A 23,460-nucleotide genomic window follows, 5' to 3' on the forward strand; every position below is an offset into this window, starting at 1 on the left:
ATTGAAAAATGACGAATCTGGTGAATCTGGTAATCGCTGAACACGACAATCAGTCGATCAAGGCTGCAACGCTGAACACGGTTGCTGCGGCACAGAAGATCGGCGGCGACGTGCATGTGCTGGTCGCGGGCCACAACGCTCAGGCTGCTGCCGATGCAGCAGCGAAGATTGCAGGCGTTTCGAAGGTCCTGCTGGCCGATGCGCCGCAACTCGCGCAAGGTCTGGCTGAGAACGTCGAAGCGACGATTCTCGCGATCGCAAAGAACTACTCGCACATCCTGGCTCCGGCAACAGCAGCAGGTAAGAACGTGACGCCGCGTATCGCTGCGAAGCTGGACGTCGCGCAGATTTCGGACATCACCGCAGTTTGTGCAGCCGATACGTTCGAGCGCCCGATCTACGCTGGCAACGCGATTGCGACGGTGCAATCGGCCGATCCGGTCAAAGTCATCACGGTCCGTACGACGGCATTCGATGCAGTGGCAGCCGAAGGTGGCAGCGCAGCAGTCGAAAAGCTGGAAGCAGCAGCGGACAACGGCAAGGCCGCTTTCGTGGGCCGCGAAGTCACGAAGCTCGACCGTCCGGAACTGACGAGCGCGAAGATCATCGTCTCGGGTGGCCGTGGTCTGGGCAGCGGCGAGAACTACACGCAAGTGCTCGAACCGCTGGCTGACAAGCTCAACGCAGCACTCGGCGCATCGCGCGCAGCAGTGGACGCGGGCTACGTGCCGAACGACTACCAGGTCGGTCAAACCGGCAAGATCGTCGCGCCGCAACTGTACGTGGCGGTCGGCATCTCGGGCGCGATCCAGCATCTGGCTGGCATGAAGGACTCGAAGGTCATCGTCGCGATCAACAAGGACGAGGAAGCGCCGATCTTCAGCGTGGCCGATTACGGCCTCGTCGGCGATCTGTTCACGGTCGTGCCGGAGCTTGAGCATGCCCTCTGATTTCCGCCGCCAGGCAGGCGACGACGGCGCATCGCCCGCGTTCTCGCCGCAGTCATACCTCTTCGTCCCGGGCAGCCGCCGGGAGCGCTTCGAGCGCGCGCTCGAAAGCGGCGCGGACGCCGTCATCATCGACCTCGAAGATGCCGTGGAGCCGGCCGCCAAAGAGGCGGCGCGCGAGAACATCGCAAACTGGGTTTCGCGCAAGCATCCGGTGCTGGTGCGCATCAATGGCCGCGCCACGCCGTGGTTCGAGCAGGACGCGAAACTTGGCGCGCTGGATGGCGTGGCCGGAATCGTGCTGCCAAAAGCCGAAAGCGCCGAAGACGTCACCGCCACGATTGCCCTGGCGCGCCGCCGCGTGAGCGTCTATCCGCTGATCGAAAGCGCGCTGGGCATGTGGAACGCGATGGCCATCGCGAAAGCGCCGTTCGTGCGGCGGCTGATGTTCGGCACGCTGGATTTCATCGCCGAAATGGGCATGCCCGACGACGGCGAGCCGCTCAATCACTACCGCAGCCAGCTTGCGCTGATCTCGCGCGTCGCCAATATCGACGCGCCCGTCGATGGCGTGACGCCTGATATCCACGACATCGAGCGTATCGGGCGCGATGCACTCAACGGCAAGCGGCTGGGTTTTGGCGCCAAGCTCTGCATTCATCCGAAACAGGTCGAGGCCGTTCACAGCGTGTTTCGTCCCGGCGAGCAGGAACTGGCGTGGGCCGCGCGCGTCGCTGAAGCGGCCAGCCAGGCCGGTGCGGGCGCAATCACCGTGGACGGAAAGATGGTCGATCGGCCGGTGTTGTTGCGGGCACAACAGATTCTCGCGCTGGCGGCGGCGCTTAAGAAAACCTGATCGAAACGTCTCGCCATACGGCGCGTCGTTCAGTGCAGCACCGGCGCATGCCAAACCAGCGTGGGCGCGAGCACGGAAAGCAGCGTGAGGACGATAGCCATGCTGCAAAGAAACTGCGCAAACGTGAATCCCACCAGATCGCGCGCCTTGAGCCCGAGTATGCCGAGCAGCGGCAGCATCCAGAACGGGTTGATGAGATTGGGGAGCGCCTCGGCGGCGTTGTAGATCTGCACGGCCCAGCCCGCGTGCACATGAAGCCGGTTCGCCGCCTCCATGACATAGGGCGCTTCGATGATCCATTTGCCGCCGCCCGACGGCACGAAAAAGCCCAGTACCGACGAATACACGCCCATCAGCAACGCATAGGTATGCGTCGAGGCGATGCTGACGAAGAACGTCGACAGCAGATGACTCAGCGTTTCGCCCGATGCACCGCGCGCGCCGGTGAGCATGCCGGCAATCGCGCCATAGAGCGGAAACTGGATCAGCACGCCCGCCGTCGCCGGGACGGCGCGCGAAACGGCTTGCAGGAAACTGCGCGGCCGCCAGTGCAGCAGCATGCCCGCGAGCAGGAACAGCAGGTTGTACGTGTTAAGTCCGGAAATGGCCGCCAGCCAGCTATGTGTGGCGAACTCGTTCCAGAGCCAGCCTGCGCCCAGCGCCACGAGCACGAGCGTGAGCGCCGGACTGTATTCGAGGAATTCGCCGGGACGTTCGCGCGGCGGCAACGTGTTTTCGATCGCGGCGAGCGGGATGCCCAGATCGTGGGCGGTTTTCGCGCGTCCGGCGGCGGGCGCGGTCCACCAGGCGATCAGCGTCGAACTGATGACCAGCGCCGCCGCGATGGCGAGGCTTTGCCACAGGAACAGCGTCTCGCTGAATGGAATCACGCCGGTGATTGGCAGCAAGGCGGCGGGAATGCTGGCGGCATTCGCCTGTAACTGCGCCGCCGACGAACTGAGCCCAAGCGCCCATGTCGCGCCGATACCTAGATAGGCCGCCGCGCCCGCTGCGCGGTAGTCCATGCGCAGGTCCGTGCGGCGCGCCAGTTCGCGCACCAGCAGGCCCGCGAACACGAGGCTGATTGCCCAGTGCAGCAGCGAAGTCAGTACGCTGATAAACGCGACATAGGCCACAGCGGCGCGGCCATGCCTGGGCACCTGCGCAGCGCGCGTGACGAGCCGTGCGACCGGCGGCGAACTCGCGATGACATAGCCGCTGATCGCCACCATCGCCATTTGCATCGTGAACGGAATCAGGCTCCAGAAGCCGTTGCCGAAAGCCACCGACACCGCACGCGGCGAAGCGCCCATTGCCATCGCACCGAGCGCCACGACTAGTACCGTGAACGCCACAAACACATACGCATCGGGATACCACTTTTCGCACCATGCGGTGACGCGCAGCGCAAGCCGTTCGAGCAGCGGTGCCTGGTTAATTGATTCGTCATCCGAATCATGATGGGCGCGACTGAAAACATCGGTGGCGACACGTTCGGCATGCTCATCGCGCGCAAGCGCACGATCGATTGGGGCAGACATGGCGATTCTCCAGACGGAATACGGCTGTACGGCTTGAGCGTCCGCCGGCTGTGAAGCCGGAGGCGACATGCAACGATGTAACGATGCGCAGTTCGAAATGCTTCAGCCCGGCGCGCGCGGAACCTGAGCGGCCATGTCGAGCGCCGATTCGAGCAGTTGCGCCGCGCCGAGCAGTTCAAAATCGCCGCGCGGGCGGCCCAGCAATTGCAAACCGACCGGGCGGCCATCGGCGGTGAGCCCGACCGGCACGGAGATCGCCGGGCAGCCCGTCAGCGTGAGCACGAAGGTGAGGTACATCCAGTCGATATAGGAGTCGAGCGGCGTCCCGTCGATTTCCTGCGGAAAGCGCTGCTCGACCGGATAAGGCGCGAGCGCGACCGTCGGGCAGGCCAGCACGTCGTATTCGCCGAAGAATGCGGCCACACGGTTGAACAGTTCGCCACGCAGTCTTTCCGCGCGTGCGATTGCCGTGCCGTCCTGTTGCAAACCCTTTTCGATGTTCCAGATGATCTCCGGGCAGATGCGCTCGCGCTGCGTGTCGAGCAGCGGCCCGCGCACCGCCGCAACGAGATTCGCGCGCAAAGTCTGGAATGCCTCGAAGCCGCCGCTGAAATCCGGGCAGGCGTCGTCGACTGTTGCTCCGAGCGTCGCGAAGCGCTGGGTGGCATCGCGACAGATCCGCGCGACTTCGGCTTGCACCCGGCCAATCCCGAGATCGGGTGTAAAGCCCACGCGCGCCGGTGCGCGCGGATGGCGTACCGCTTCAACGAAAGGCACGGGCGGCCGCGGCCACGAAAGCGGATCGCGCGCGTCGAAATGCGCCTGGGCGTCGAGCATCAGCGCGACATCTGCGACACAGCGGCCCATGGGCCCTTCGACCCACAGCGGATCGTAGGGCATCACCGAAACGGGACGCGGCACGCGTCCGACGCTCGGCCGCATGCCCACCACGCCGCAATAGCTCGCGGGGATGCGCAGACTGCCGCCCAGATCGTTGCCGGTGGCGAGCCACACCATGCCTGCGGCGAGCGCGGCGGCGGAACCGCCAGATGACCCGCCCACCGTGAGTTGCGGGTTCCAGGGGTTGCGCGTCGCGCCGAACACCGTGTTGAACGTATTCGCGCCGGCAAATTCGGGCACATTCGATTTGGCCACTGCAATCGCGCCCTGACGCTGCAGTCTCGCGACCGTGAGGTCGGAGCGCGCCGCCACATTGGCTGCGTAAATCGGCGAGCCGTAGGTTGTTGGCAGGCCGGCCACGTCGTTGTAATCCTTCACGGCGATGGGCAGCCCGGCGAGCCAACCGGGCGAGGCGGCCGTCTGCGGATCGGCTTTCGGGAAATCCCTGGCTTCGGCGCGGGCCGCCTCGAAGCGGCGGATCGGCAAGGCGTTGACGACTGGATCGACGCGCTCGATGCGCGCAATAGCGGCATCGACCAGATCGAGCGGCGAGATTTCGCGTTTCTTCAGCAGCGCCACGGCGGCGCTCGCGCTGAGCGCGCAAAGCGCGTCGGCGGCGGTGTCGGGTCGCTGAATCGTGTCGATCGTGCTCATTGTCTCCTGCTCCTCGTACATGACTGGAAGGGATGCGGGCGTCGTCCGGCGCACTGTCCTGGGAGTTTGTCCAGTTGCCCGCGCGGTTTCGATCAAGAATAATCAGCGCCTCGAACGCGGGGAAATCACTTCTCGCGATGAAGTTCATAAGCCCGCTTTCTGAGCGGCGAGGGCCGTGCATATGGACATCCGGCAACTGCGCACCTTCGTGACGGTGGCGCGTCTGGCGAGCGTGACCAAGGCCGCGGAGGCGCTGCACGTCACGCAGCCGGCGGTGAGCGCGCAACTGCGCAGCCTGGAGGAAGAGATCGGCGTGCGGCTGCTGTCGCGCACGACCTCATCGGTCGTGCTGACGCAAAGCGGTGAAGCGCTGCTCGCAAGAGCCGAGCAGGCAATCGAAAGTTTCGGCGACTTCGTGCATGCGGCGCGCGCGCTGCGCGGGCAGATCGATGGACGCCTGCGTATCGGCATCGTCATGCTCGATCCTGCGGTGTTACGTGTGGGCGCCTTGCTCGGCGAGATGGTGGCCGCGCATCCGGGGCTCAAGATCGACTTGCAGGTGGGACGGACGAGCTGGCTGCTCGATGCGCTGCGCAGCGCCGAAATCGACTGCGCGATGCTGGTGAGCAAGCGCGCGCTGCCGAACGTACGCACGCTGGTGCTCGATCACATGACCTTTCGCCTCGTCGTGCCGGCGGTCTGGGCGGATCGCTTCGAGAGCGCGTCGCTCGATCAGTTGAGCACGCTGCCGTGGATCCGCATGGCGGCGCGCAGCGGGCACCGCGAACTGCTCGACGAGATCCTGGACGGAGCGGGCATCAAACCCATCGAAACGGTCGAAGCCGATCACGAGCAGCTGATGCGCTCGCTGGTAGCGGCAGGCGTAGGCGTGGGATTGCTGCGCGAGGCGCTGGCGCAGGAGGCGGGTGCGGCGGGCGAGGTGGTGTGCTTCGGCGAACACGCATGCACGACGCAACTGGTGTTCGCCTGGCCCGAAGGCCGCGACGAAGATCCCGCGATTCAGGCTGTTCTGGATACGCTCAGGCGCATCTGGTCGCCAGACAGCGCGACGTGAAGCTTGCGCGCGCAACCATCGTCCTGACTACTCCTGCGCATCCGCGCTTTCTCGCGGCAGCACGATACGAATAATCGCCTCGTCGTCGGTAAAGCGGCCCGTGAGCGTGCCGTCATGACCCTTGACGATCGCCTGCGCGATATACAGCCCAAGCCCCAGACCACCACGATTGGCGGGATTGTCGAGCGAGCCGCTCTTGAACGGATCGAGCAGACGCTCGAACGGCACGGCAGGCCTTTCCAGCAGCCGGTTGCGAATCTCGATCGACGGATCGCCATGCGCGAGCGTTGCGGTGAGCGTAACCGGCGCGCGCGTGTCGCCGTGCTTGCGTGCGTTGCCCAGTAGATTCGTGATCGCCTGGGCAAGACGGTCGGGGTCGATATGCGCTTCGCCCAGATCGCCGGCAATCTGCATGTCCAGCGCCATGCCCGGATGCGCGAGACGCGTCTGTTCCGAAACCGACTCCAGCAGTTCGCGCAGCCCCACATCGACGCGCTTGAGCCCCAGGCCCATGCCGGAGCGGATGCGGCTCACGTCGAGGATATAGCCGATCAGCGACTGCATGCGCCGCGTCGAGCCTTCCACGCGCTTGACGGTGTCGTTGCCCGAAGCGAGGCCACGGCCCATCAGCAGCATCGCCATGTTGATGGTCTGGATCGGATCGCGCAGATCGTGGCCGAGCGTGGCCAGCAGCGTGGTCCGCGCGCGTTCGGATTCGCGCATCTGCACCAGGGCGATTTCCTGCAGGATCGAGCGCAGTTCGCGTGCGGCGAGTTGATCGAATTCGGTCCAGTCGCGGCTGCGGCCCGTGACGGTCTGCTTCCAGACTTCGAAGGAGCCGCGCGGCGTGAGGCGCGGCCCGTTCGGCCCTTGCGCCACGACTTTGTCGGGCGGTCCGGCCCAGTGGATGGTTTCCACCAGTTCGTCGCGTAGCCAGACGATGGTGATGCGGCTGTCGCCAAGCATCTGGATCGCCAGACAGCCCGCCACGCGGCCGTCGGCCAGTCCTTGCGCGATGTCCTGCGGCAGCGTTTCGCCCACGCACGCGCTGGCGAACTGATCGACGCGCTTGTTGGCGACGTGCTGCGCGAGTTCAAGGAGCGTTTCGCGGCTCGCCGTGGTGGGCTTGCCGCGCATCACCACTTCGTTGTCCACCACCAGCGCCACGGCCTCGCAATCCACCAGCGCGGCAATCTCCGGCGCGGCGCGCACCAGCCCCGCGAGCGGCGATTCGGCCTGCGCGAGTTCGCCCGCGATGCGCGTGCGCAGTTCGTGAATGCGGCGGTCGGCTTCGGCGCGATGCTGCGCTTCGATCTGCGCGATCAGGATCGACACCACCTGGGTCAGCACGGTCGATGACAACCGCACCGCATGCGAGGCGCGATAAGGCGACATGTGATGGCAGGCGAACAGCCCCCAGAGTTGCCCGTCACGCACGATCGACACGCTCATGGAGGCGGCCACGCCCATATTGCGCAGATATTCGAGGTGAATCGGCGAGACGCTGCGCAGCACTGAATGGCTCAGGTCGAACGGCACGCCCGTTTGCGGATGCACGGCCGGTTCGATCGCCACGGCCTGCGCGTTGACGTCGGCAATCTGGCGGATCGGGTTGAGCACGTAGAGGCGGCGCGCCTGCTGCGGGATGTCGCTGGCGGGGTAACGCTGCTGGAGGTAGGGCGTGAGATCGTCGCGTTTGGCTTCGGCGATCACTTCGCCGCTGCCGTCGGCCATGAAGCGGTAGCCCATCACGCGGTCGAAGCCCGTCATCGAGCGGATCGCTTCAGCGGCGGCCTGCAGCAGTTGCGGCACGTCGTCGTGGCGCGCGGCCTGCAGGCGCTGGATGGCGCGCTGGGCGAACAGGGCGAACTGGGTGGCGGCGGGCGACTTCAGGCTGATCTGCTCGAATTCCACTACGAGGGTGTCGCCCGACCAGTGCATGATCAGATCGAAACGCTCGCCGGTCACGCCCTTGCATTCAACGCTCTCGCTCGTCATTTCGCGGTCGGCGAGGGCGGCGCGGATGGTCTGGCGCGACAGCGGGCTCAGATGGGCGTCGGTGATCGCTTCACCGATCTCGGGCACCGCGCCCAGCCACGCGAGCGCATTGACGCTGCGCGCGATCAGGCGGCCTTCGGCGTCGAAGCACAGCAGCGCACCGTGCGGCTGGATGCGGCCCAGCAGATGAATGGGCTCGCTGTCGCAGTTCGCGACGATTTCGTTGATTTCGGGCTTGTCCACTTCGTGATGAGGTCCGCGCTGTGTTCCGGTGGAAGGCCTGCCGTAATGTTCCGCGTATTGTCCGTGAAGCCGGTGCGGTTTGCCAGTTCGTTTGCGGACTGTTTTCTGCGAATCACGTGCTGGACAGCCCGCAGGCGCGGCGAGGCGGCGTTATTGCTCGCCGTCGTCCACGCCGGCGGGGCGGCCCAGCAGGGTGCTGAGCGTCTGCAGCAGCTTGCGCGCGGGATAGGGTTTGTCGAGGATGGCGGCGAACAGCGCAGGTTGCGCGCGTGCCGAGGCGCCCAGCGCCGCGCTCGACAGGATCACGGGGATATGGGCGAGGGCGGCGTTGGCCTTGAGCGCACGCGCCAGTTCCAGCCCCGACATGGCCGGCATCATGTAATCCGTGATGACGGCGTCGGGCACGACGCGCCCGATCAGGTCGAGGCCATCCACGCCGTTACGGGCGACATGCACGATATAGCCCGCGTCCTCCAGGAAGAAGGCGAGAAAATCGGTTATCAGGGTTTCGTCGTCGACTACAACGATGGTCGTCATTCCGGCTCACTCTCGTTGCCTGCCGCGAGCCTTGTAGGCTCACTCAAAACCTGCGGCGGCGACTGCTTTCAGAGGGATGGTTTGTCGGAAACTGCTGCGCTGGCGTCCCTGATCAATACCGAGGTAGCGTCTGGAATGATGAGCTTGGTCAGCGCTGGCGCAAACGCGCTGTCCCGGATCTTGATCACCTTCATCCCCTGATACAGCGCGTCGTCAGCCTCTTCGAGCTGCATGCCGATGACGTTGTCGAACAGGCTCAGCGCCTCGGGCGAAGCGGTGTTCATCGTCGTCGCGCTCAATTCCTTCGTCTCCCATGTGCAGACAGTCGTCACGTCCATGACGCGCAACTGGTTGGTGAGCGCGGCCAGAAATTCCGTGAACCGGTGGCTATCGACGCTCGCCCGCTCGAACCCGGCGAGACCGTCGATGACGAGCTTCCGCACTTTGCGTGCCCGAACCGCGTCGAGCAGCTGATACGCGAGGCTGTCGATGACGTTTTCAGTGAGCGGATTCCACAGCACCGTCAAGGCGCCGCTGGCCACCAGGGCGTCCATATCGATGCCGAGCGCCGCTGCCTTGCTGGCCAGACGCGCGGGCGTTTCGTAGAAACCGAAGTGCAGCGCGGGGTCCTCGGGCGTGGCCAGACGCAGGAAATTCAGGCCGAAACTGGTCTTTCCGCTGCCGCCCGGCCCCACCACCGCGGTGGCCGAGAAGGCGGGCAAACCGCCCTTGATGCGCACATCGAGCTCGTCGACGCCGGAGGAAACGCGCTCGCTGGGCGCGTGATCCTGCCCCACCGGGCGGCCATACAGCGATTCGAGGCGCGGAAACACCGTGACGCCCGCATCGCTGATCTCGTAGTGATGCAGGCCGCCGAGCGAGGCGCTGCCGCGCGACTTCGACACCCGCATGCGGCGCACCGTGCGCGAGCCGAACAGCTCCTCTTCGAGCTGCAGCACGCCGTCGACCATGGTGTGTTCCGGGCTGGATTCGTCGATGCGCGCGCTGGTGAGGAACAGCACGGTGCAGCCGCTGAATGCGGCGTGGCCTTGCAGTTCCGCCACGAAAGCCTTCACGTCGAGCGAGCTGTGCGTGCTTTCGCGCGCATTGAGCAGGCCGTCGAGAATCAGCATCGTGGTGCCCTGGCGCGCCATTTCCTTGCGCAGCAGATCGACCAGCGCGCTCAGACCGTCGACGCGCAGCGTGCGAAAGAGGCTCAGATAGGTGACGTCGCTGCCGACCAGCTCCGCGTTGTAAAACGCAAGCGCCGAGAGCGACTGGAACAGGCGGTCGTGCGATTCGGCCAGCAGCGTGATGTAGAGCACCTTGCCGCCCTGCTTCGCCTGGGCGAAAGCAATCTGGTTGGCAAGAATGGTTTTGCCGGCGCCGGGCCGCCCCTGAAGAATATACGCGGACCCGGAGATGAGGCCGCCGCCCAGAATCGGGTCGAGCCCGGGTACATCGCTGTGCAAGCGCGTCAGAGTCTGATGCATCGCGTGAAGGGATTCGTCGAAGAGGATGGCCGGATATCCGGCAGGATCGCGCGCGCCGTGGCGGCGCGAACCTGCATTATGCGGCAAAGGGCCAGCTCATGGCGACTGCTCAAGCCCACGCAGGCCTGCGTGGCTTCAGCTGAGCGAGCCCATGCTTGATTGCTGATAGTTCTGCAGGCCGACTTTGTCGATCAGGCCGAGCTGTGTTTCCAGCCAGTCGATGTGATCTTCGGTGTCGTCGAGAATCTCGACGAAAATCTCGCGAGAAACGAAATCGCGCACCGATTCGCAATAGACGATGGCTTCCTTGCACTGCGCCTGGGCGATGCGTTCGAGCTTCAGATCGCATTCGAGCGCTTCCTTGACATCTTCGCCCACCAGCAGCTTGCTCAGATCCTGGAGATTCGGCAGGCCGTCGAGCATGAGAATGCGCTCAATGATCTTGTCGGCGTGCTTCATCTCTTCGATCGATTCGTCATACTCATGTTTTCCCAGCGCATTGAGGCCCCAGTGCTTGTAGAGGCGCGCGTGCAGGAAATACTGGTTAATCGCCGTGAGTTCGTTCTTCAGCTCGGCGTTGAGAAGGGCGATGACTTTGGGATCGGATTGCATGAACTCTCTCCAGATCGATTTTTCAGATCTTTGGCGTGGGGGCGGTGAGATGCATAGAGAGAGGATAGACACTCATCGCGCGCCGTGCATGAACGGGAGTGGCAACGAGATGCATTCTTTTTTCTCATTGCGTGCGCAGATTTAATCGGTCCAGTCCCTTAGCAAGGGCGACGCACCTTGCGGGGGCCTTTCGTGGTTCGGGCTATGATCGTTCGCCTGAACGCGGTTTTTTCTGCTGGGAGAGAACGATGGCTGAACTGGTGACCTGTCTGTGGTTCGACGAAGGCCGCGCGCGCGAAGCGGCGGAGTTTTACGCGGCAACCTTTCCCGATAGTCACATCGACGCGAAAAACGTCTCGCCGATCGAAGGCATCGGGCAGGGCGACGAATTAACGGTGGAATTTACGGTTCTGGGAAAACGCTTCGTAGGCCTGAATGGCGGACCGAACCACAAGCCGAACGAAGCGGTCAGCTTTATGGTGCTGACCGACAGCCAGGAGGAAACCGACCGTTACTGGAATGCAATCGTCGGCAATGGCGGTGCGGAAGTCGCATGCGGCTGGTGCAAGGACCGCTGGGGCTTCGCGTGGCAGATCACGCCAAAGCGTCTTCTCGAACTCGTGAATAGCGCCGATAAGGCAGTGGGCCGCCGCGCGATGGAAGCGATGATGCAGATGAAGAAAATCGATATCGCGGGTATCGAGCGGGCGGCAGCCGGGAAATAGCCGCGGCTCACATGTTTGGATAGTTCGGACCGCCGCCGCCTTCGGGCGTGACCCAGACGATGTTCTGCGTCGGGTCCTTGATGTCGCAGGTCTTGCAGTGCACGCAGTTTTGCGCGTTGATCTGCAGGCGGTCGGCGTTTGAGTCTTCTTTGACGAATTCGTAGACGCCTGCCGGACAGAAGCGCGCTTCCGGACCCGCGTAGGTCAGCAGATTGATGCCGACCGGTACATCGGCGTTTTTCAGCGTCAAATGCGCGGGCTGATTCTCTTCGTGATTCGTGTTCGAGATGAACACGGAAGAGAGGCGGTCGAACGTGAGCTTGCCGTCGGGCTTCGGATACTCGATCGGCTTGCATTGCGACGCGGGCTTGAGCATTTCGTTGTCGCGATGCTGGTGGTGCAGCGTCCAGGGCACGTTGCCGCCCAGCAGCTTCTGCTCGATGCCGACCATCAGCGTGCCGAGGTACAGGCCCTTGCTCATCCACTGCTTGAAGTTGCGCGCCTTGTACAGTTCTTCGTGCAGCCACGACTTCTTGAAGCCTTCCGGATAGGCCGTCAGTTCATCGCTCTGACGACCAGCCTGAACCGCGTCGAACGCCGCTTCCGCAGCCAGCATGCCGGTCTTGATCGCCGCATGGCTGCCCTTGATACGCGAGGCGTTCAGGAAGCCCGCATCGTCGCCGACGAGCGCGCCGCCCGGGAATGCGAGTTTCGGCAGCGACATCAGTCCGCCTGCCGTGATCGCGCGCGCGCCATACGACACACGCTTGCCGCCTTCCAGATACTTGCGGATTTCCGGGTGCGTCTTGTAACGCTGGAATTCCTCGAACGGCGACAGATACGGATTCGTATAAGCCAGGCCGACGACAAAACCGACCATCACCTGGTTGTTGTCGATGTGATACAGGAACGAGCCGCCGTAGGTGTCGCTCTCCAGCGGCCAGCCGGCCGTGTGGATCACCAGACCCGGCTTATGCTTCGCCGGATCGATTTCCCACAGTTCCTTGATGCCGATACCGTAGACCTGCGGATCGGCGTCCTTGCCCAGCTTGAATTTTTCGTTCAGTTGACGGCCGAGATGCCCGCGCGCGCCTTCGCAAAAGAGCGTGTACTTCGCGTGCAGTTCCATGCCGAGCTGGAAATTCTCGGTCGGCTCGCCATCCTTGCCGACGCCCATGTTGCCCGTCGCGACGCCCTTGACCGAGCCGTCGTCGTTGTAGAGCACTTCCGCAGCGGGGAAGCCCGGGAAAATCTCGACGCCCAGCGCCTCGGCCTGTTGACCGAGCCAGCGCGTCACGTTGGCGAGACTGATGACGTAGTTGCCGTGGTTCTTGAAGTTGTCCGGCAGCGCCCAGTTGGGCACGGACTTAGCGCCCGTTTCCGACAGAAACAGGAACTTGTCTTCCGTCACGGGGACGTTCAGCGGCGCGCCTTGCTCTTTCCAGTCGGGAAAGAGTTCGTCGAGCGCGCGCGGGTCCATGACGGCGCCCGAGAGGATATGTGCCCCGATTTCAGAGCCTTTTTCCAGCACGCACACGCCAATGTCGGCGCCTTTTTCGGCAGCCAGCTGTTTCAGGCGGATCGCCGCCGACAGCCCGGCCGGGCCGCCACCGACAACCACGACGTCGTATTCCATCGACTCGCGTGGGCCGTATTGCTCGATGAGCGCTTGCGTCGTCATCGGCTCGCCTCTCCCGACAATGTTTCGATGGCAATCGACGCCAGTTGCGCGCCCGGTCCGGACGGCCGCAGCGCGAGTTCCTCGGGTCGCCCGCTGATCCACAGCGCGTGCAGCGGCGGCAGCGTCACGCCGCGCAGCAGTGTGCTCTCGACGCTCCATTGCCCGGCGAGACTCACCAGCAGATGCGTCGCCGCTGGCGTCACGTGCATCGAATGCGCGGCGACGCTCACGCGCGCACGGGCCGCGCCGCGTTTGCACATGACATTGAGCACATTCACGGGCCGTGCGGGCAGATTCACCCACACATGCAGATCGCCGGAGAAATGCACCGGCTGACCCGCCCGCGCGAGCAACTGGCCGTCCTGCGAACGCAGGTCGATCAGCCCGTCGTCGATGGGCAGCAGCGTGCGATCGTAGCCCGGGAACTGCGAGAACTTAGCCGCGCCGTCGAGCGTGGCGATGCTCACGCGCCATGCTTGCGCGCCGCCCTGTTCGGGACCGCGCGCAAGCGTGCGCGTCACGCCGCCGCCGTTCGCCCACGGTTCGGGCGCAAGACGCGTGCTGTCGATGAAGCGCACTGCCGCTGTGGCGTCGATGGCATGGACGGCGTCGGGCGACGTGGCGGGCTGGCGGGCGTTCATGCGCGGGACTCCCGGATGGCCGCACGCGTTTCCAGCGCGCCGACCACATCGAACAGATCGCCCACGAGGCCCACATCGGCGACCGAGAAAATCGGCGCATCCGGATCTTTATTCACGGCGACGATGAACTTGGAGTCCTTCATCCCTGCGAGATGCTGGATCGCGCCCGAGATGCCGAACGCCACATAGACATCGGGCGCGACGCTGCGGCCGGTTTGTCCGACCTGCGCGGCATTGGGCGCATATCCTGCATCGACAGCGGCGCGCGAAGCGCCGAGCGCCGCGCCCAGCGTATCGGCCAGATGGCCCAGGCGCGTCATGTTGTCGGGCGAGGCGAGGCCGCGACCGCCCGCGATCACCACGCGCGCGCTACCCAGATCCTGGCCGCTTTGTTCGGCGGCGCGGCGCTCGATCAGCCGGGTACGCGTGAACGGTTCTAGTGGCGCGAGCGCGATTATTTCCGCTGTGCCGCCTTCGGCGGCGACGGGCGCGAACGACGTGGGGCGCACCGTGGCGAACGTGCAGCCGCTTGCGCTAGCAACGGTTGCGATCACGCTGCCCGCATAGAGACCGCGCAGGAATTGCGCGCCTTCGCGCAGGCCGATGACATCGGCGAAAAATGCGCCGCCCGTGAGCGCCGCCGCGCGCGGCAATGCGGCGCGACCGCGTGCGCGATGCGGCGCGAGGATCGTCGAATACTGAGGCGTCAACGCCTGTAATTGCGCCGCCACCGTTTCCGGCGCGAGCGTATCGGCATCGCCTGCCGACGCGCTTAACACGCGCGCCACGCCGCTTGTCTGCGCGGCAGCCGCCGCACTTGCCGCATCGAATACCAGCAGATCGACAGGATGTGCCAAAGAGATCGCCGCGCCGATCACGCGCAACGTTGCATCGGAAAGCACGCCATGCGCGCCCACTTCACCATCGGCCAGAACCAGCGTTCTCATCGTCATGCTCCTGCGGTTTCGAATACACGTTGAGCGGCCAGCGCATCCAGCAGCGCGCCAACGCCGTCCACCTTGACGCCCGCTTCGCGCACCGGCGGATCGTTGAGCGCGATGACGCTGCTCTGCGCGTCGAGCGATGTGCCGGTCACACCCGCCTCAAGCACGGCGAGCGGCTTCTGTTTCGCCTTGACGATGCTCGGCAACGTCACGCGGCGCGGCTCGGCCAGGCGCAGATCGGCGCTGATGACGGCGGGACCGTCGAGTTGCCAGGTGGAGGTGCCCGCGTCGTCGCCGCAACTCACACGCCAACCGCCTTCCACGGCGTCGAGCGCACTCGCATTGAGCGCCTGCGGCCAGCCCAGCAGCGCTGCGAGCATCGCCGCCACGCCGCCGATATCGCCGTCGATGGCCTGCTTGCCGCACAGCACAAGGCCGTAATCGGCATCGCGCATGTGGGCCGCGATCAGACGCGCCACGGCCAGCGAATCGAGCGTGGCCGTGGCCGCGCCGGTGTCGATCAGCACGGCGTCGTCGGCGCCCATGGCGAGCGCGGTGCGCAGCACGTCCTGATGCGTGGGCAGCCCGCAGGTCAGCACGGTGACGTGCGCGGCCACGCCCGCTTCCTTGAGTTGCAGCGCCTTTTCGAGCGCGCATTCGTCGAAGGGATTGAGCGACATCTTCAGCCCGGCGGTATCGATCGCGCCGGCGGCGCTCAGGCGCACGCGCACGTTCGGATCGACCACGCGTTTGACGGGAACGAGAATGCGGATAGTCATGTTGTTTCCTTTGCGTCTGACTTCAGGACACCGCGCCCAGACCGTACTTGCCGGTCAGAAGCGCACCGCTGGCGAAGCGAGAGAGTGCATATGGGTCGAGCGAAACATCGGTCGGCAGGCCGAGCGCATGTTGCGCGAGCAGCTTGCCGATGCCAGGCGAGAGCTTGAAACCGTGGCCCGAAAAACCGAAGCCCACGGTCAGCCCTTCCACATCGGCGACGCTGCCGAGCACGGGGTTCCAGTCGGGCGTGACGTCGTACACGCCGGTCCAGGACGAAGCGAGTCCCGCCGTTTCGTAGGCGGGGAAGTGTTCGGCCACCTGCGCGCCTACTTCGGCCACATAGTCGAGCGAGATGTCGCCCTGTTCGGTTTCGGGCGCATTGAGCGTATCGCCGACCACGCCTTCCGACACCAGCATCTGCGCGCCGCCGTAGCTGCGGAAATACAGCATGCCCGCCGAGCCCAGGTCCTTGAACGCGGGCATCGCAAAGGTATAGGGCGCGGCGTCGCATTCGAGCGCGAGTACGGTATGGCGTTCGGGCTTGACGGGCAGATCCACGCCGATCCATTGCGCCAGTTCCGGCGTCCAGATGTTTTGCGTACTGATGAGCGTGCCGCAGCTAAAGCGTCCCGCCGTGGTTTCGACGCCCACCACGCGACGGCCTTCGCGGATCACGCCGGTGACGCGCGTGTTTTCCATGATCTTGACGCCGCGGCGGCGCGCCGAGCGTGCAAAGCTCGTCGCGACCAGGTAGGCATCGGCGAAACCGGCTTCGGGTTCGAAACCGATCAACGCGGCGTCGTCGAAGGTGGCGATGGGCAGGCGCGCTTGAGCCTCCGTGCGGTCGAGCAATTGCACCTCGATCCCCATATCCTGTTGCGCGCGCAACGAGGCCGCGAGCGGATCGAGCTTGTCGCCTTCGGGCGCGGCGATCATATAGCCGCACTTGACGAGACCGCAGGAGGCCTCGTCGTCGCCGAGGTAATCGGCGAAATTGTTGAATGCCCACCAGGAGGCGCGGGCGAGTTCGACATTCTGGCGCACCGAATAATGGGTGCGCAGCAGCCCGGAGGACTGCGAGGTGGTGCCGGCGCCGATCGTGCCCTGATCGACGACGAGCACGTTTTTCGCGCCGAGCGCGGCGAGATGGTGGGCAACGGACGTGCCGATTACGCCGGCGCCGATCACGACATAGTCATAGTGGCTCATGAGGCCCCCTGTGGGTGGACGATGGAACGCATTGTGGGTCGGCGTTGCGCCACGCTTTTTTGTATTAGGCAAACTTATGGACGATGAGCGCGATTGCTCATCGTCGGCGCGAACGGCGCAGGGCGCGGCATGATGTGGCCCAGTGCGGTGCGTGTATTGCCGGATATTTTTGGAGTCGACATGAGACGCACGCAGGCCCCTATCGATTTGAATGCCTTGCAGGCTTTTCTGGCGGTATGTGAAACCGGCTCGATGACGGGCGCGGCGAAGCAGCTGGGCGTGAGCCAGAGCGCGGTGAGCCAGGCGATTGCCGCGCTCGAACGCGATCAGGGCGTGACGCTATTCGACCGCGAAAGCCGGCCGCCGCGGCCCAATATTGCGGGGCGGGCGTTGCTGGAACTGGCGGCGCCGTTGCTGGAGCATGCGCAGATGGTGAGTACGCGCATTGGCGATGCGTCGAATGCGGGCACCTTGCCGGTGCGGCTGGGCTGTGTCGATTCGTTTGCGGCGACCGTTGGGCCGGAGTTGATCCGGGCGGTATCTGGGTCGGCGCGGCAGATTGCCTTGTGGTCCGGCTTGACGCCGGGGCTGAGCAAGCAGTTGCACGATCGCGAGCTGGATCTGGCGGTGTGTACGCAGACTACGCTTAACGATGCGCGGATTGTGGAAGTGCCGATTTTTTCTGAGGCGTTTGTGGTGGTGGTGTCGAAGGGGTGGCTCGCGGAGCGGCGTAATGTCGATTGGCGGACTTTGGCGCTTGAGCTGCCTTTGATCCGGTATACGGCGCGGTCTGTTATTGGGCAACAAGTTGAGCGGTATGCGCGCCATTTGGGGATTAATAGTCCGCGGCGGTATGAGTTCGATGCTACGGATCCGCTTTTGAGTCTTGTCGCTGCGCGGCTTGGGTTTGCTATTTCTACGCCGCTTTGTTTGTGGCAGGCGCGGCACTATCTGGCTGATGTTGCGGTGCTGCCTTTGCCGTCCGGGCGCCTTGGGCGGCGTGATTTTTTCTTGCTGCATCGGCAGGGGGAGTGGGATGCGTTTGGGCAGGAAATTGTGGCGCTTACGCGGCGGGTTATTGATGGGACTATTCGGCCGGCGCTTTTTAAGGCTTTGCCGCGGTTGGATGAGGATGCGATTTTGTAGTTTGTTTTTGTTTTTTTGATTGTTGGCATTTCCTTGAATTCGTGTCGGTCTATTAGCGTTGCCCCTGTGCGGGGCGGCACTTACTTTCTTTGCCGCGGCAAAGAAAGATAAGCAAAGAAAGCCGCTCACACCGCCAGTGCTTCGCGGTACACCCACAGCCTATAAAACAAAGTGGCGCCCGGGCAGCGCCCGCACCACGCGCCCAATAACAGAGTGGAAACGCCCGCACATCCGGGGGCGCAAGCGCCCCGAGGGGCATAGCCAAAACCAAAACCGTTGGTTTGCGTCTTCCCTCGCGCACCCAACCGTTGTGAGCGTAGCGAGCAACGGGATGAATGAGTCCTTTGTCATTTCGTTTTATGGCGCGAGGTGCGAGCAATGCCCAGTCACCACTCTGTTGATGGGCGAGTGGTGGACTGCGTCACATTGGCGGTGTGAGCGGCTTTCTTTGCTTACTTTCTTTGCCGCGGCAAAGAAAGTAAGTGCCGCCCCGCACAGGGGCAACACTAATAGACCGACACGCTCACAAGGAAATGCCAACAACAAACCAAACCCGAGGAGTAACCGAAAAATGACCGACCTATACACACTAGAACGCGGCACAGCGCCACTAGTAATTTCGATCCCCCATTTAGGCACTCAAATCCCGGCAAATCTCCAGCACCTCTACACAGAAGAAGCACTAAAACTAGCCGACACAGACTGGCACCTAGACCGCCTATACGCCTTCGCGCGAGCCCTGAACGCCACGCTAATAGGCGCAAAAATCTCCCGCTACGTCATCGACCTAAACCGCCCTCCGAACGACGAAAGCCTCTACCCAGGCCAGACAACAACAGGCCTATGCCCCACAGAAACCTTCCGCGGGCAACCGCTCTACAAACCCGCCTGCGCCCCCAACGAAACAGAGCGCGCCGAGCGCGTAGCGCAATACTGGCAGCCCTACCACACAGCACTAAGCGCCGAACTAACCCGCCTGCGCAAGCGCCACACAAACGTGCTGCTCTGGGAGGCCCACTCGATCGCCAGCATCTTGCCGCGCCTCTTCGACAACAAACTGCCCGACCTCAATCTAGGCACCCAGGACGGCCGCACTTGCGCGCCAGAAGTCCAGCAAGCCGCCATCGCTGCCATGAGCGCCAGCCCCTACACCGGAATTGCCAACGGCAGATTTAAAGGCGGCTACATCACGCGCAGCTTTGGCGCGCCATCAAACGGCATCCACGCAATCCAGCTGGAGATGTGCCAATCGACCTATATGAACGAAGCCGCGCCATTCGACTATCAGAGCGAAAAAGCCGAAGCCATCCAGCCCACCTTGCGCAGCATGCTCAGCGCAGCGCTCGAAGCAATAGAGAAACTCGCCCCAACGCTTGCATAAGCGCTTCTGATACTGAAGCGTAAGCACCCGTCCCGTTTCAGTGCAAAGACGCGCCGCAGGCAGGAATGGCGCGCACCGTTCGCAGGCAAGGAACCGCGCCCCACAAACAGGATCCAGCTCAATCCCAACCCCGAACGACGCGCCAGATGTTTATCTACAGGAAATTTTGATTCACGCAGATAAACATGGCACAGAGGTTGCATAAGAGAGACCCGTGAACTTCACTCCGCGCTGCCCGGCGGATAAATGAAGATCGACAGGAATTGAATCGGTGTCTTGATGAGGCGCTCGGGGCCGTGAGGAATGTCGGCCTGGAAGGTGAGCGTGTCGCCTGGATGCAGAACGTAGGTGTGCTGGCCGTGGCGGTATTCGAGTACCCCTTTGAGCATGTGGATGAATTCGGTGCCCGGATGCTCGAAGGTGGGGAAGCGTTCCGCTTCGTCTTCCATGGTGATGAGGAAGGGTTCGAAGGCTTTGCGCGGGCCCTGGTCGTAAGCGAGCAGATGGTAGGTGTGGCCGCGTTTGGTGCCTTTGCGTACAACCTCCATGCCAGTGCCCTTCTTGACGAGTTGTGCGCCGCCCTGCGGCACGTCGAAGTGGCGAAACAGCGTGGAAAGCGATACGCCCAGCGTCTGCGCAATACGGTTCAGGACGTCGAGCCCGGTCGAGGTCTGCGCGTTCTCGATTTTCGAGAGCATGCCGCGGCTGATGCCGGCCTGGTCCGCAACCTGCGCGATGGTCAGGCCGTGGCGTAGTCGCAGTTCGCGCAAGGTTGCGCCCAGGTAGCGTTCGAGTGGGGTTTTGTTGTCGTCCGCGATTTGCATGGTCGGTCTCGGCGCAAGGGTTGCCAGGTTGCAGGTTGCCAGGTAGGGCGGTCCGGCTCGTGGCGACCACGACTTCGCGCGCGCCAGAGGTTTAACCGCAGGAAGCATTGTTGCATGACAGGAAAAGCAGTTCCAGAAATCGGAGTACCTGATATCAGCCGGCGTCCCCGCAATGGCGGTCAGGTCTGAAGCAGCGTAACTGCCGTGCGCCCGGCGCGCGGCCTCTTTCAACCGCCAATGCAGTTGTTGCAAGGAGTAGCGATGAATCTGAACGATGCGGGCAAGCTGCCGCTCAACGAGCCAGCCGGCGTGCCGCGCTTTGACTCGGCCGAGGACGCGCAAAGCTGGCTTAGCCAGCAGGGCGTGAAATATGTATTGGCGCAGTTCGTCGATATTCACGGTGTCGCCAAGGCCAAGTCGGTGCCGCTCGCGCATCTGAAAAGCGTGCTCAAGGCCGGCGCCGGTTTCGCGGGCTTCGCGATCTGGGGCGTGGGCATCGAGCCGAATGGTCCCGATTACATGGCCGTCGGCGATCTTTCCACGCTCACGCCGGTGCCCTGGCAACCGGGCGTCGCGCGCATTGTCTGCGACGGTCATGTCGATGGCGAGGCCTGGGGCTACGATTCGCGTGTGACGCTCAAGCGTCAGACCGCGCGGCTCGATGCACGCGGCTGGACCTTGTTTACGGGCCTGGAACCGGAATTCTCGCTGCTGCGCCGCTCGGCTTCCGGCACGCTGGAACCGTGCGATCCGAGCGATACGCTCGCCAAGCCCTGCTACGACTACAAGGGTCTGTCGCGCACGCGCGTGTTCCTCGAACGCCTGACCGAATCGATGCGCGCGGTGGGTATCGACGTTTATCAGATCGATCACGAGGACGCCAACGGTCAGTTCGAAATCAATTACACGTACACCGATTGCCTGACGTCCTGCGATCACTACGTGTTCTTCAAGATGGCCGCCTCCGAGATCGCCAACGATCTGGGCATGATCTGCTCGTTCATGCCGAAGCCGTTTGCGAACCGTCCCGGCAACGGCATGCATATGCACATTTCGATCGGCGACGGCAAGCGCAATCTGTTCGCCGATACGAGCGACGCGCTGGGCATGGGGCTGTCGAAGCTCGGCTATCAGTTCACGGCGGGTCTGCTCAAGCATGCGCCTGCGCTCACGGCGCTGTGCAATCCCACGGTCAACTCGTATAAGCGCCTTGTCGTGGGCCGCTCGCTCACGGGCGCTACGTGGGCGCCCGCTTACGTGAGCTATGGCGACAACAACCGCTCGACGATGGTTCGCATGCCGGGCGAGCGCATCGAACTGCGTCTGCCCGACGGCGCGTGCAATCCCTATCTGGCCACCGCCGCCGTCATCGCGGCGGGCCTGGACGGCATCGATAGCGATCTCGATCCGGGCGCGCCGTCCAACGAAAACCTCTACCAGTGGTCGAGCGAAAAGCTCGCGGAACACGGCATTACGGTGCTGCCGCAGAACCTCGAACAGGCGCTCGACGCGCTCGAAGCGGACACGCTGATCTGCGAAGCGCTCGGTCCCGTCGCGCAGGAATTCATCAAGCTCAAGCGCATGGAATGGCTCGAATACATGCGTCATGTTTCCGACTGGGAACTCAAGAGCTACCTCGAATTTTTCTAAGGAGAACGTTTATGTGCGGAATCGTAGGCTTGCTGGTGAAAACGCCGGCGCTACGCGAGCGGCTTGGCGAACTGATGGTGCCGATGCTCATCGGCATGACCGAGCGTGGTCCCGATTCGGCTGGCCTAGCCGTATTCGGCAAGGAACTCGATGCGAGCCAGCGAAAACTGAGCCTGTACTCGGGTTTCACCGACGAAGGCGCGCAGTTCCCGTGGCAGTCGCTGCTCGACAAGCTCAATAGCGCGATGGACGTGACCGCGCGCATCGACGCGAAATCGAATCACGCCGTGCTCACGCTGCAAGGCAGCGCGGAAAAAGTGAAGGCGTGGATCAACGAGACGTATCCGAAGCTCTACCTGCTTTCCACGGGCCGTTCGATCGATCTGTACAAGGACATCGGCTCGCCCGCCGAAGTTGCAGAGCGATATGACTTTTCGAAGCTCAAGGGCTCGCATCTGGTCGGTCATACGCGCATGGCGACGGAATCGGCGGTCACGCCCGATCGCGCGCATCCGTTCACGGCGGGCGAGGACTTCTGTCTCGTGCACAACGGCTCGCTGTCGAATCCCTATGGCGTGCGCCGCAAGCTGGAGCCGCTGGGCATTCGCTTCGATACGGACAACGACACCGAAGCCGCGTGCCGCTTTCTCGAATGGCGTCTGCGCGAAGGCGACGCGTTGCCCGATGCGCTGCAAAAGGGCTTCGAGGAACTCGATGGTTTTTACACCTTCCTGATGGGCACGTCGAACGAACTCGCGTTGATCCGCGATCCGTTCGCCTGCAAGCCGGCTGTCGTGGCCGAAAACGACGACTACGTGGCGATCGCTTCCGAGTTCCGCTCGCTCGCGCATCTGCCCGACATTCGCAACGCAAAGGTTTTCGAACCCGCACCCGAGGAGATGTACGTATGGAAGGCGTGATTTTCGATCTGGAAAAACAGGGCGTGCGGGAACTGAACCAGTACCTGCATGGCGATGCCAGCGCACTGCAAGGCCAGCAAATCAGCGTGACGTCGCCTAACGGCGCGCACAACATCGCAGTTGGCGTGGACGCGGACGTGCAGGTGCGCGTCGAAGGTCACGCGGGCTATTACGCGGGCGGCATGAACAAGCACGCGACCATCGTGATCGAAGGCAGCGCCGGGACCGGCGTGGGCGAGAACATGATGAGCGGCAAGGTGCACGTGCGCGGTTTTGCGTCGAATGGCGCGGGCGCATCGGCGCACGGCGGGCTGCTGGTGATCGACGGCGACGCGGGTCTGCGCTGCGGCATTTCGCTCAAGGGCGGCAACATCGTGGTGGGCGGATCGGTTGGCAGTTTTTCGGCCTTCATGGCGCAGGCCGGTCGCATGGTGATCTGCGGCGATGCGGGCGACGCACTCGGTGATTCGCTATACGAAGCGGTGCTCTACGTGAAAGGCGCAGTGAAGTCGCTGGGCGCGGACGCGCAATTCGAGCCGATGACCGATGCGGACATCACTGCTGTGCGCGAACTGCTCGACGCCGCCGGTCTCGACCACGATCCAGCGCATTTCCGCCGTATCGCCTCGGCCCGCACGCTCTACCACTGGAACGCCGACGCGGACCAGGAATATTGAAAACCCGCTGAACCTCGCTGAACCTC

At 63.6% G+C, this 23,460-nt stretch carries 21 protein-coding genes; 9 read left to right on the plus strand and 12 right to left on the minus strand.

The genetic code is table 11. The features are described from left to right. The first annotated feature begins 17 nt into the window (after nucleotides 1-17). Together F3J17_RS01195 and F3J17_RS01200 are read left to right on the plus strand one after the other, a co-directional pair. A complete protein-coding gene (locus F3J17_RS01195; protein ID WP_167054387.1) occupies nucleotides 18-950 on the plus strand; it encodes an FAD-binding protein in 933 nt (310 codons plus the stop codon). Further along, complete coding sequence (locus tag F3J17_RS01200) at nucleotides 940-1,803, plus strand: CoA ester lyase (RefSeq protein ID WP_167052999.1); 864 nt, start codon at nucleotides 940-942, stop codon at nucleotides 1,801-1,803. Before F3J17_RS01195 ends, F3J17_RS01200 begins: the two co-directional genes overlap by 11 nt. 29 nt (nucleotides 1,804-1,832) lie before the next feature. Here the strand turns inward: F3J17_RS01200 and F3J17_RS01205 are convergent, their stop codons facing one another. Continuing rightward, nucleotides 1,833-3,344 (minus strand): TIGR00366 family protein, encoded by a 1,512-nt coding sequence (locus F3J17_RS01205; protein WP_167053001.1) that lies wholly within the window; start codon nucleotides 3,342-3,344, stop codon nucleotides 1,833-1,835. Nucleotides 3,345-3,446: 102 nt separating this feature from the next. After that, complete coding sequence (locus tag F3J17_RS01210) at nucleotides 3,447-4,898, minus strand: amidase family protein (RefSeq protein WP_167053003.1); 1,452 nt, start codon at nucleotides 4,896-4,898, stop codon at nucleotides 3,447-3,449. A gap of 181 nt (nucleotides 4,899-5,079) precedes the next feature. On the opposite strand from F3J17_RS01210, the gene F3J17_RS01215 reads away from it, so the two are divergent. Then, a complete protein-coding gene (locus tag F3J17_RS01215) occupies nucleotides 5,080-5,973 on the plus strand; it encodes a LysR family transcriptional regulator (protein ID WP_167054389.1) in 894 nt (297 codons plus the stop codon). A gap of 27 nt (nucleotides 5,974-6,000) precedes the next feature. Here F3J17_RS01215 and F3J17_RS01220 read toward each other — a convergent pair whose 3' ends face one another. The 4 genes from F3J17_RS01220 to bfr form a co-directional block, all read right to left on the minus strand. Then, nucleotides 6,001-8,214, minus strand: a complete 2,214-nt coding sequence (locus F3J17_RS01220; RefSeq protein ID WP_167053005.1) for a GAF domain-containing protein — start codon at nucleotides 8,212-8,214, stop codon at nucleotides 6,001-6,003. A 150-nt stretch (nucleotides 8,215-8,364) separates the two neighbouring features. Next, on the minus strand, nucleotides 8,365-8,751 hold the full coding sequence (locus F3J17_RS01225; protein ID WP_167053007.1) for a response regulator: 387 nt from the start codon (nucleotides 8,749-8,751) through the stop codon (nucleotides 8,365-8,367). 68 nt (nucleotides 8,752-8,819) lie between these two features. Further along, nucleotides 8,820-10,244: an ATPase domain-containing protein gene (locus F3J17_RS01230; RefSeq protein ID WP_167053009.1), complete on the minus strand. Its 1,425-nt coding sequence runs from the start codon at nucleotides 10,242-10,244 to the stop codon at nucleotides 8,820-8,822. 135 nt (nucleotides 10,245-10,379) lie between these two features. Beyond that, nucleotides 10,380-10,856, minus strand: coding sequence for a bacterioferritin (gene bfr, locus F3J17_RS01235; RefSeq protein ID WP_167053010.1), 477 nt, complete (start codon nucleotides 10,854-10,856; stop codon nucleotides 10,380-10,382). Nucleotides 10,857-11,104: 248 nt separating this feature from the next. Here bfr and F3J17_RS01240 point away from each other — a divergent pair, with 248 nt between their 5' ends. Further along, on the plus strand, nucleotides 11,105-11,581 hold the full coding sequence (locus tag F3J17_RS01240) for a VOC family protein (RefSeq protein ID WP_167053012.1): 477 nt from the start codon (nucleotides 11,105-11,107) through the stop codon (nucleotides 11,579-11,581). 7 nt (nucleotides 11,582-11,588) lie between these two features. On the opposite strand, the gene F3J17_RS01245 is transcribed toward F3J17_RS01240, so the two are convergent. From F3J17_RS01245 to F3J17_RS01265, 5 genes are read right to left on the minus strand one after another with little or no spacing between them, the layout of a single operon-like run. Further along, complete coding sequence (locus F3J17_RS01245; protein ID WP_167053014.1) at nucleotides 11,589-13,262, minus strand: electron transfer flavoprotein-ubiquinone oxidoreductase; 1,674 nt, start codon at nucleotides 13,260-13,262, stop codon at nucleotides 11,589-11,591. After that, nucleotides 13,259-13,903, minus strand: a complete 645-nt coding sequence (locus tag F3J17_RS01250; protein ID WP_167053016.1) for a HutD family protein — start codon at nucleotides 13,901-13,903, stop codon at nucleotides 13,259-13,261. The genes F3J17_RS01245 and F3J17_RS01250 overlap by 4 nt, the downstream gene beginning before the upstream one ends. Beyond that, nucleotides 13,900-14,850 carry an electron transfer flavoprotein subunit alpha/FixB family protein gene (locus F3J17_RS01255; protein ID WP_167053018.1) on the minus strand — a complete coding sequence of 317 codons (951 nt, stop codon included), beginning with the start codon at nucleotides 14,848-14,850 and terminating at the stop codon, nucleotides 13,900-13,902. Before F3J17_RS01255 ends, F3J17_RS01250 begins: the two co-directional genes overlap by 4 nt. Nucleotides 14,851-14,852: 2 nt before the next feature. Beyond that, entirely contained in the window at nucleotides 14,853-15,626 is a 774-nt protein-coding gene (locus F3J17_RS01260; protein WP_205194577.1) for an electron transfer flavoprotein subunit beta/FixA family protein, read from the minus strand. Nucleotides 15,627-15,648: 22 nt separating this feature from the next. Beyond that, nucleotides 15,649-16,836, minus strand: coding sequence for an FAD-binding oxidoreductase (locus F3J17_RS01265; RefSeq protein ID WP_167053019.1), 1,188 nt, complete (start codon nucleotides 16,834-16,836; stop codon nucleotides 15,649-15,651). Between the two features lie 180 nt (nucleotides 16,837-17,016). Between F3J17_RS01265 and F3J17_RS01270 the strand changes: the two genes are divergently transcribed. After that, the gene (locus F3J17_RS01270; protein WP_167054393.1) at nucleotides 17,017-17,982 is read left to right on the plus strand and encodes a LysR family transcriptional regulator; all 966 of its coding nucleotides are present in this window, start codon (nucleotides 17,017-17,019) and stop codon (nucleotides 17,980-17,982) included. Between the two features lie 571 nt (nucleotides 17,983-18,553). Continuing rightward, entirely contained in the window at nucleotides 18,554-19,363 is an 810-nt protein-coding gene (hutG, locus tag F3J17_RS01275) for an N-formylglutamate deformylase (RefSeq protein ID WP_167053021.1), read from the plus strand. Nucleotides 19,364-19,584: 221 nt separating this feature from the next. Here the strand turns inward: hutG and F3J17_RS01280 are convergent, their stop codons facing one another. Then, nucleotides 19,585-20,187, minus strand: coding sequence for an XRE family transcriptional regulator (locus F3J17_RS01280; RefSeq protein ID WP_167053023.1), 603 nt, complete (start codon nucleotides 20,185-20,187; stop codon nucleotides 19,585-19,587). A gap of 261 nt (nucleotides 20,188-20,448) precedes the next feature. On the opposite strand from F3J17_RS01280, the gene glnT reads away from it, so the two are divergent. The 3 genes from glnT to F3J17_RS01295 are packed head-to-tail and all read left to right on the plus strand — an operon-like array spanning nucleotide 20,449 to nucleotide 23,434. After that, a complete protein-coding gene (gene glnT / locus F3J17_RS01285) occupies nucleotides 20,449-21,837 on the plus strand; it encodes a type III glutamate--ammonia ligase (protein ID WP_167053025.1) in 1,389 nt (462 codons plus the stop codon). A gap of 11 nt (nucleotides 21,838-21,848) precedes the next feature. Continuing rightward, nucleotides 21,849-22,757: a glutamine amidotransferase family protein gene (locus tag F3J17_RS01290; protein ID WP_167053027.1), complete on the plus strand. Its 909-nt coding sequence runs from the start codon at nucleotides 21,849-21,851 to the stop codon at nucleotides 22,755-22,757. Beyond that, nucleotides 22,745-23,434 carry a protein glxC gene (locus tag F3J17_RS01295; RefSeq protein WP_167053029.1) on the plus strand — a complete coding sequence of 230 codons (690 nt, stop codon included), beginning with the start codon at nucleotides 22,745-22,747 and terminating at the stop codon, nucleotides 23,432-23,434. The genes F3J17_RS01290 and F3J17_RS01295 overlap by 13 nt, the downstream gene beginning before the upstream one ends. Nucleotides 23,435-23,460 lie beyond the last annotated feature (26 nt).

The sequence above is a fragment of the Burkholderia sp. Ax-1719 genome, assembly GCF_011753055.1.
GTDB lineage: Bacteria > Pseudomonadota > Gammaproteobacteria > Burkholderiales > Burkholderiaceae > Paraburkholderia.

What these genes read in the sequence shown, in the direction of transcription:
- F3J17_RS01200 (WP_167052999.1), top strand. Translation starts at nt 940, where the DNA reads ATGCCCTCTGATTTCCGCCGCCAGGCAGGCGACGACGGCGCATCGCCC.
- F3J17_RS01205 (WP_167053001.1), bottom strand. Translation starts at nt 3,344, where the DNA reads ATGTCTGCCCCAATCGATCGTGCGCTTGCGCGCGATGAGCATGCCGAA.
- F3J17_RS01210 (WP_167053003.1), bottom strand. Translation starts at nt 4,898, where the DNA reads ATGAGCACGATCGACACGATTCAGCGACCCGACACCGCCGCCGACGCG.
- F3J17_RS01215 (WP_167054389.1), top strand. Translation starts at nt 5,080, where the DNA reads ATGGACATCCGGCAACTGCGCACCTTCGTGACGGTGGCGCGTCTGGCG.
- F3J17_RS01225 (WP_167053007.1), bottom strand. Translation starts at nt 8,751, where the DNA reads ATGACGACCATCGTTGTAGTCGACGACGAAACCCTGATAACCGATTTT.
- F3J17_RS01230 (WP_167053009.1), bottom strand. Translation starts at nt 10,244, where the DNA reads ATGCATCAGACTCTGACGCGCTTGCACAGCGATGTACCCGGGCTCGAC.
- bfr (WP_167053010.1), bottom strand. Translation starts at nt 10,856, where the DNA reads ATGCAATCCGATCCCAAAGTCATCGCCCTTCTCAACGCCGAGCTGAAG.
- F3J17_RS01240 (WP_167053012.1), top strand. Translation starts at nt 11,105, where the DNA reads ATGGCTGAACTGGTGACCTGTCTGTGGTTCGACGAAGGCCGCGCGCGC.
- F3J17_RS01245 (WP_167053014.1), bottom strand. Translation starts at nt 13,262, where the DNA reads ATGACGACGCAAGCGCTCATCGAGCAATACGGCCCACGCGAGTCGATG.
- F3J17_RS01250 (WP_167053016.1), bottom strand. Translation starts at nt 13,903, where the DNA reads ATGAACGCCCGCCAGCCCGCCACGTCGCCCGACGCCGTCCATGCCATC.
- F3J17_RS01255 (WP_167053018.1), bottom strand. Translation starts at nt 14,850, where the DNA reads ATGAGAACGCTGGTTCTGGCCGATGGTGAAGTGGGCGCGCATGGCGTG.
- F3J17_RS01260 (WP_205194577.1), bottom strand. Translation starts at nt 15,626, where the DNA reads ATGACTATCCGCATTCTCGTTCCCGTCAAACGCGTGGTCGATCCGAAC.
- F3J17_RS01265 (WP_167053019.1), bottom strand. Translation starts at nt 16,836, where the DNA reads ATGAGCCACTATGACTATGTCGTGATCGGCGCCGGCGTAATCGGCACG.
- F3J17_RS01270 (WP_167054393.1), top strand. Translation starts at nt 17,017, where the DNA reads ATGAGACGCACGCAGGCCCCTATCGATTTGAATGCCTTGCAGGCTTTT.
- hutG (WP_167053021.1), top strand. Translation starts at nt 18,554, where the DNA reads ATGACCGACCTATACACACTAGAACGCGGCACAGCGCCACTAGTAATT.
- F3J17_RS01280 (WP_167053023.1), bottom strand. Translation starts at nt 20,187, where the DNA reads ATGCAAATCGCGGACGACAACAAAACCCCACTCGAACGCTACCTGGGC.
- glnT (WP_167053025.1), top strand. Translation starts at nt 20,449, where the DNA reads ATGAATCTGAACGATGCGGGCAAGCTGCCGCTCAACGAGCCAGCCGGC.
- F3J17_RS01290 (WP_167053027.1), top strand. Translation starts at nt 21,849, where the DNA reads ATGTGCGGAATCGTAGGCTTGCTGGTGAAAACGCCGGCGCTACGCGAG.
- F3J17_RS01295 (WP_167053029.1), top strand. Translation starts at nt 22,745, where the DNA reads ATGGAAGGCGTGATTTTCGATCTGGAAAAACAGGGCGTGCGGGAACTG.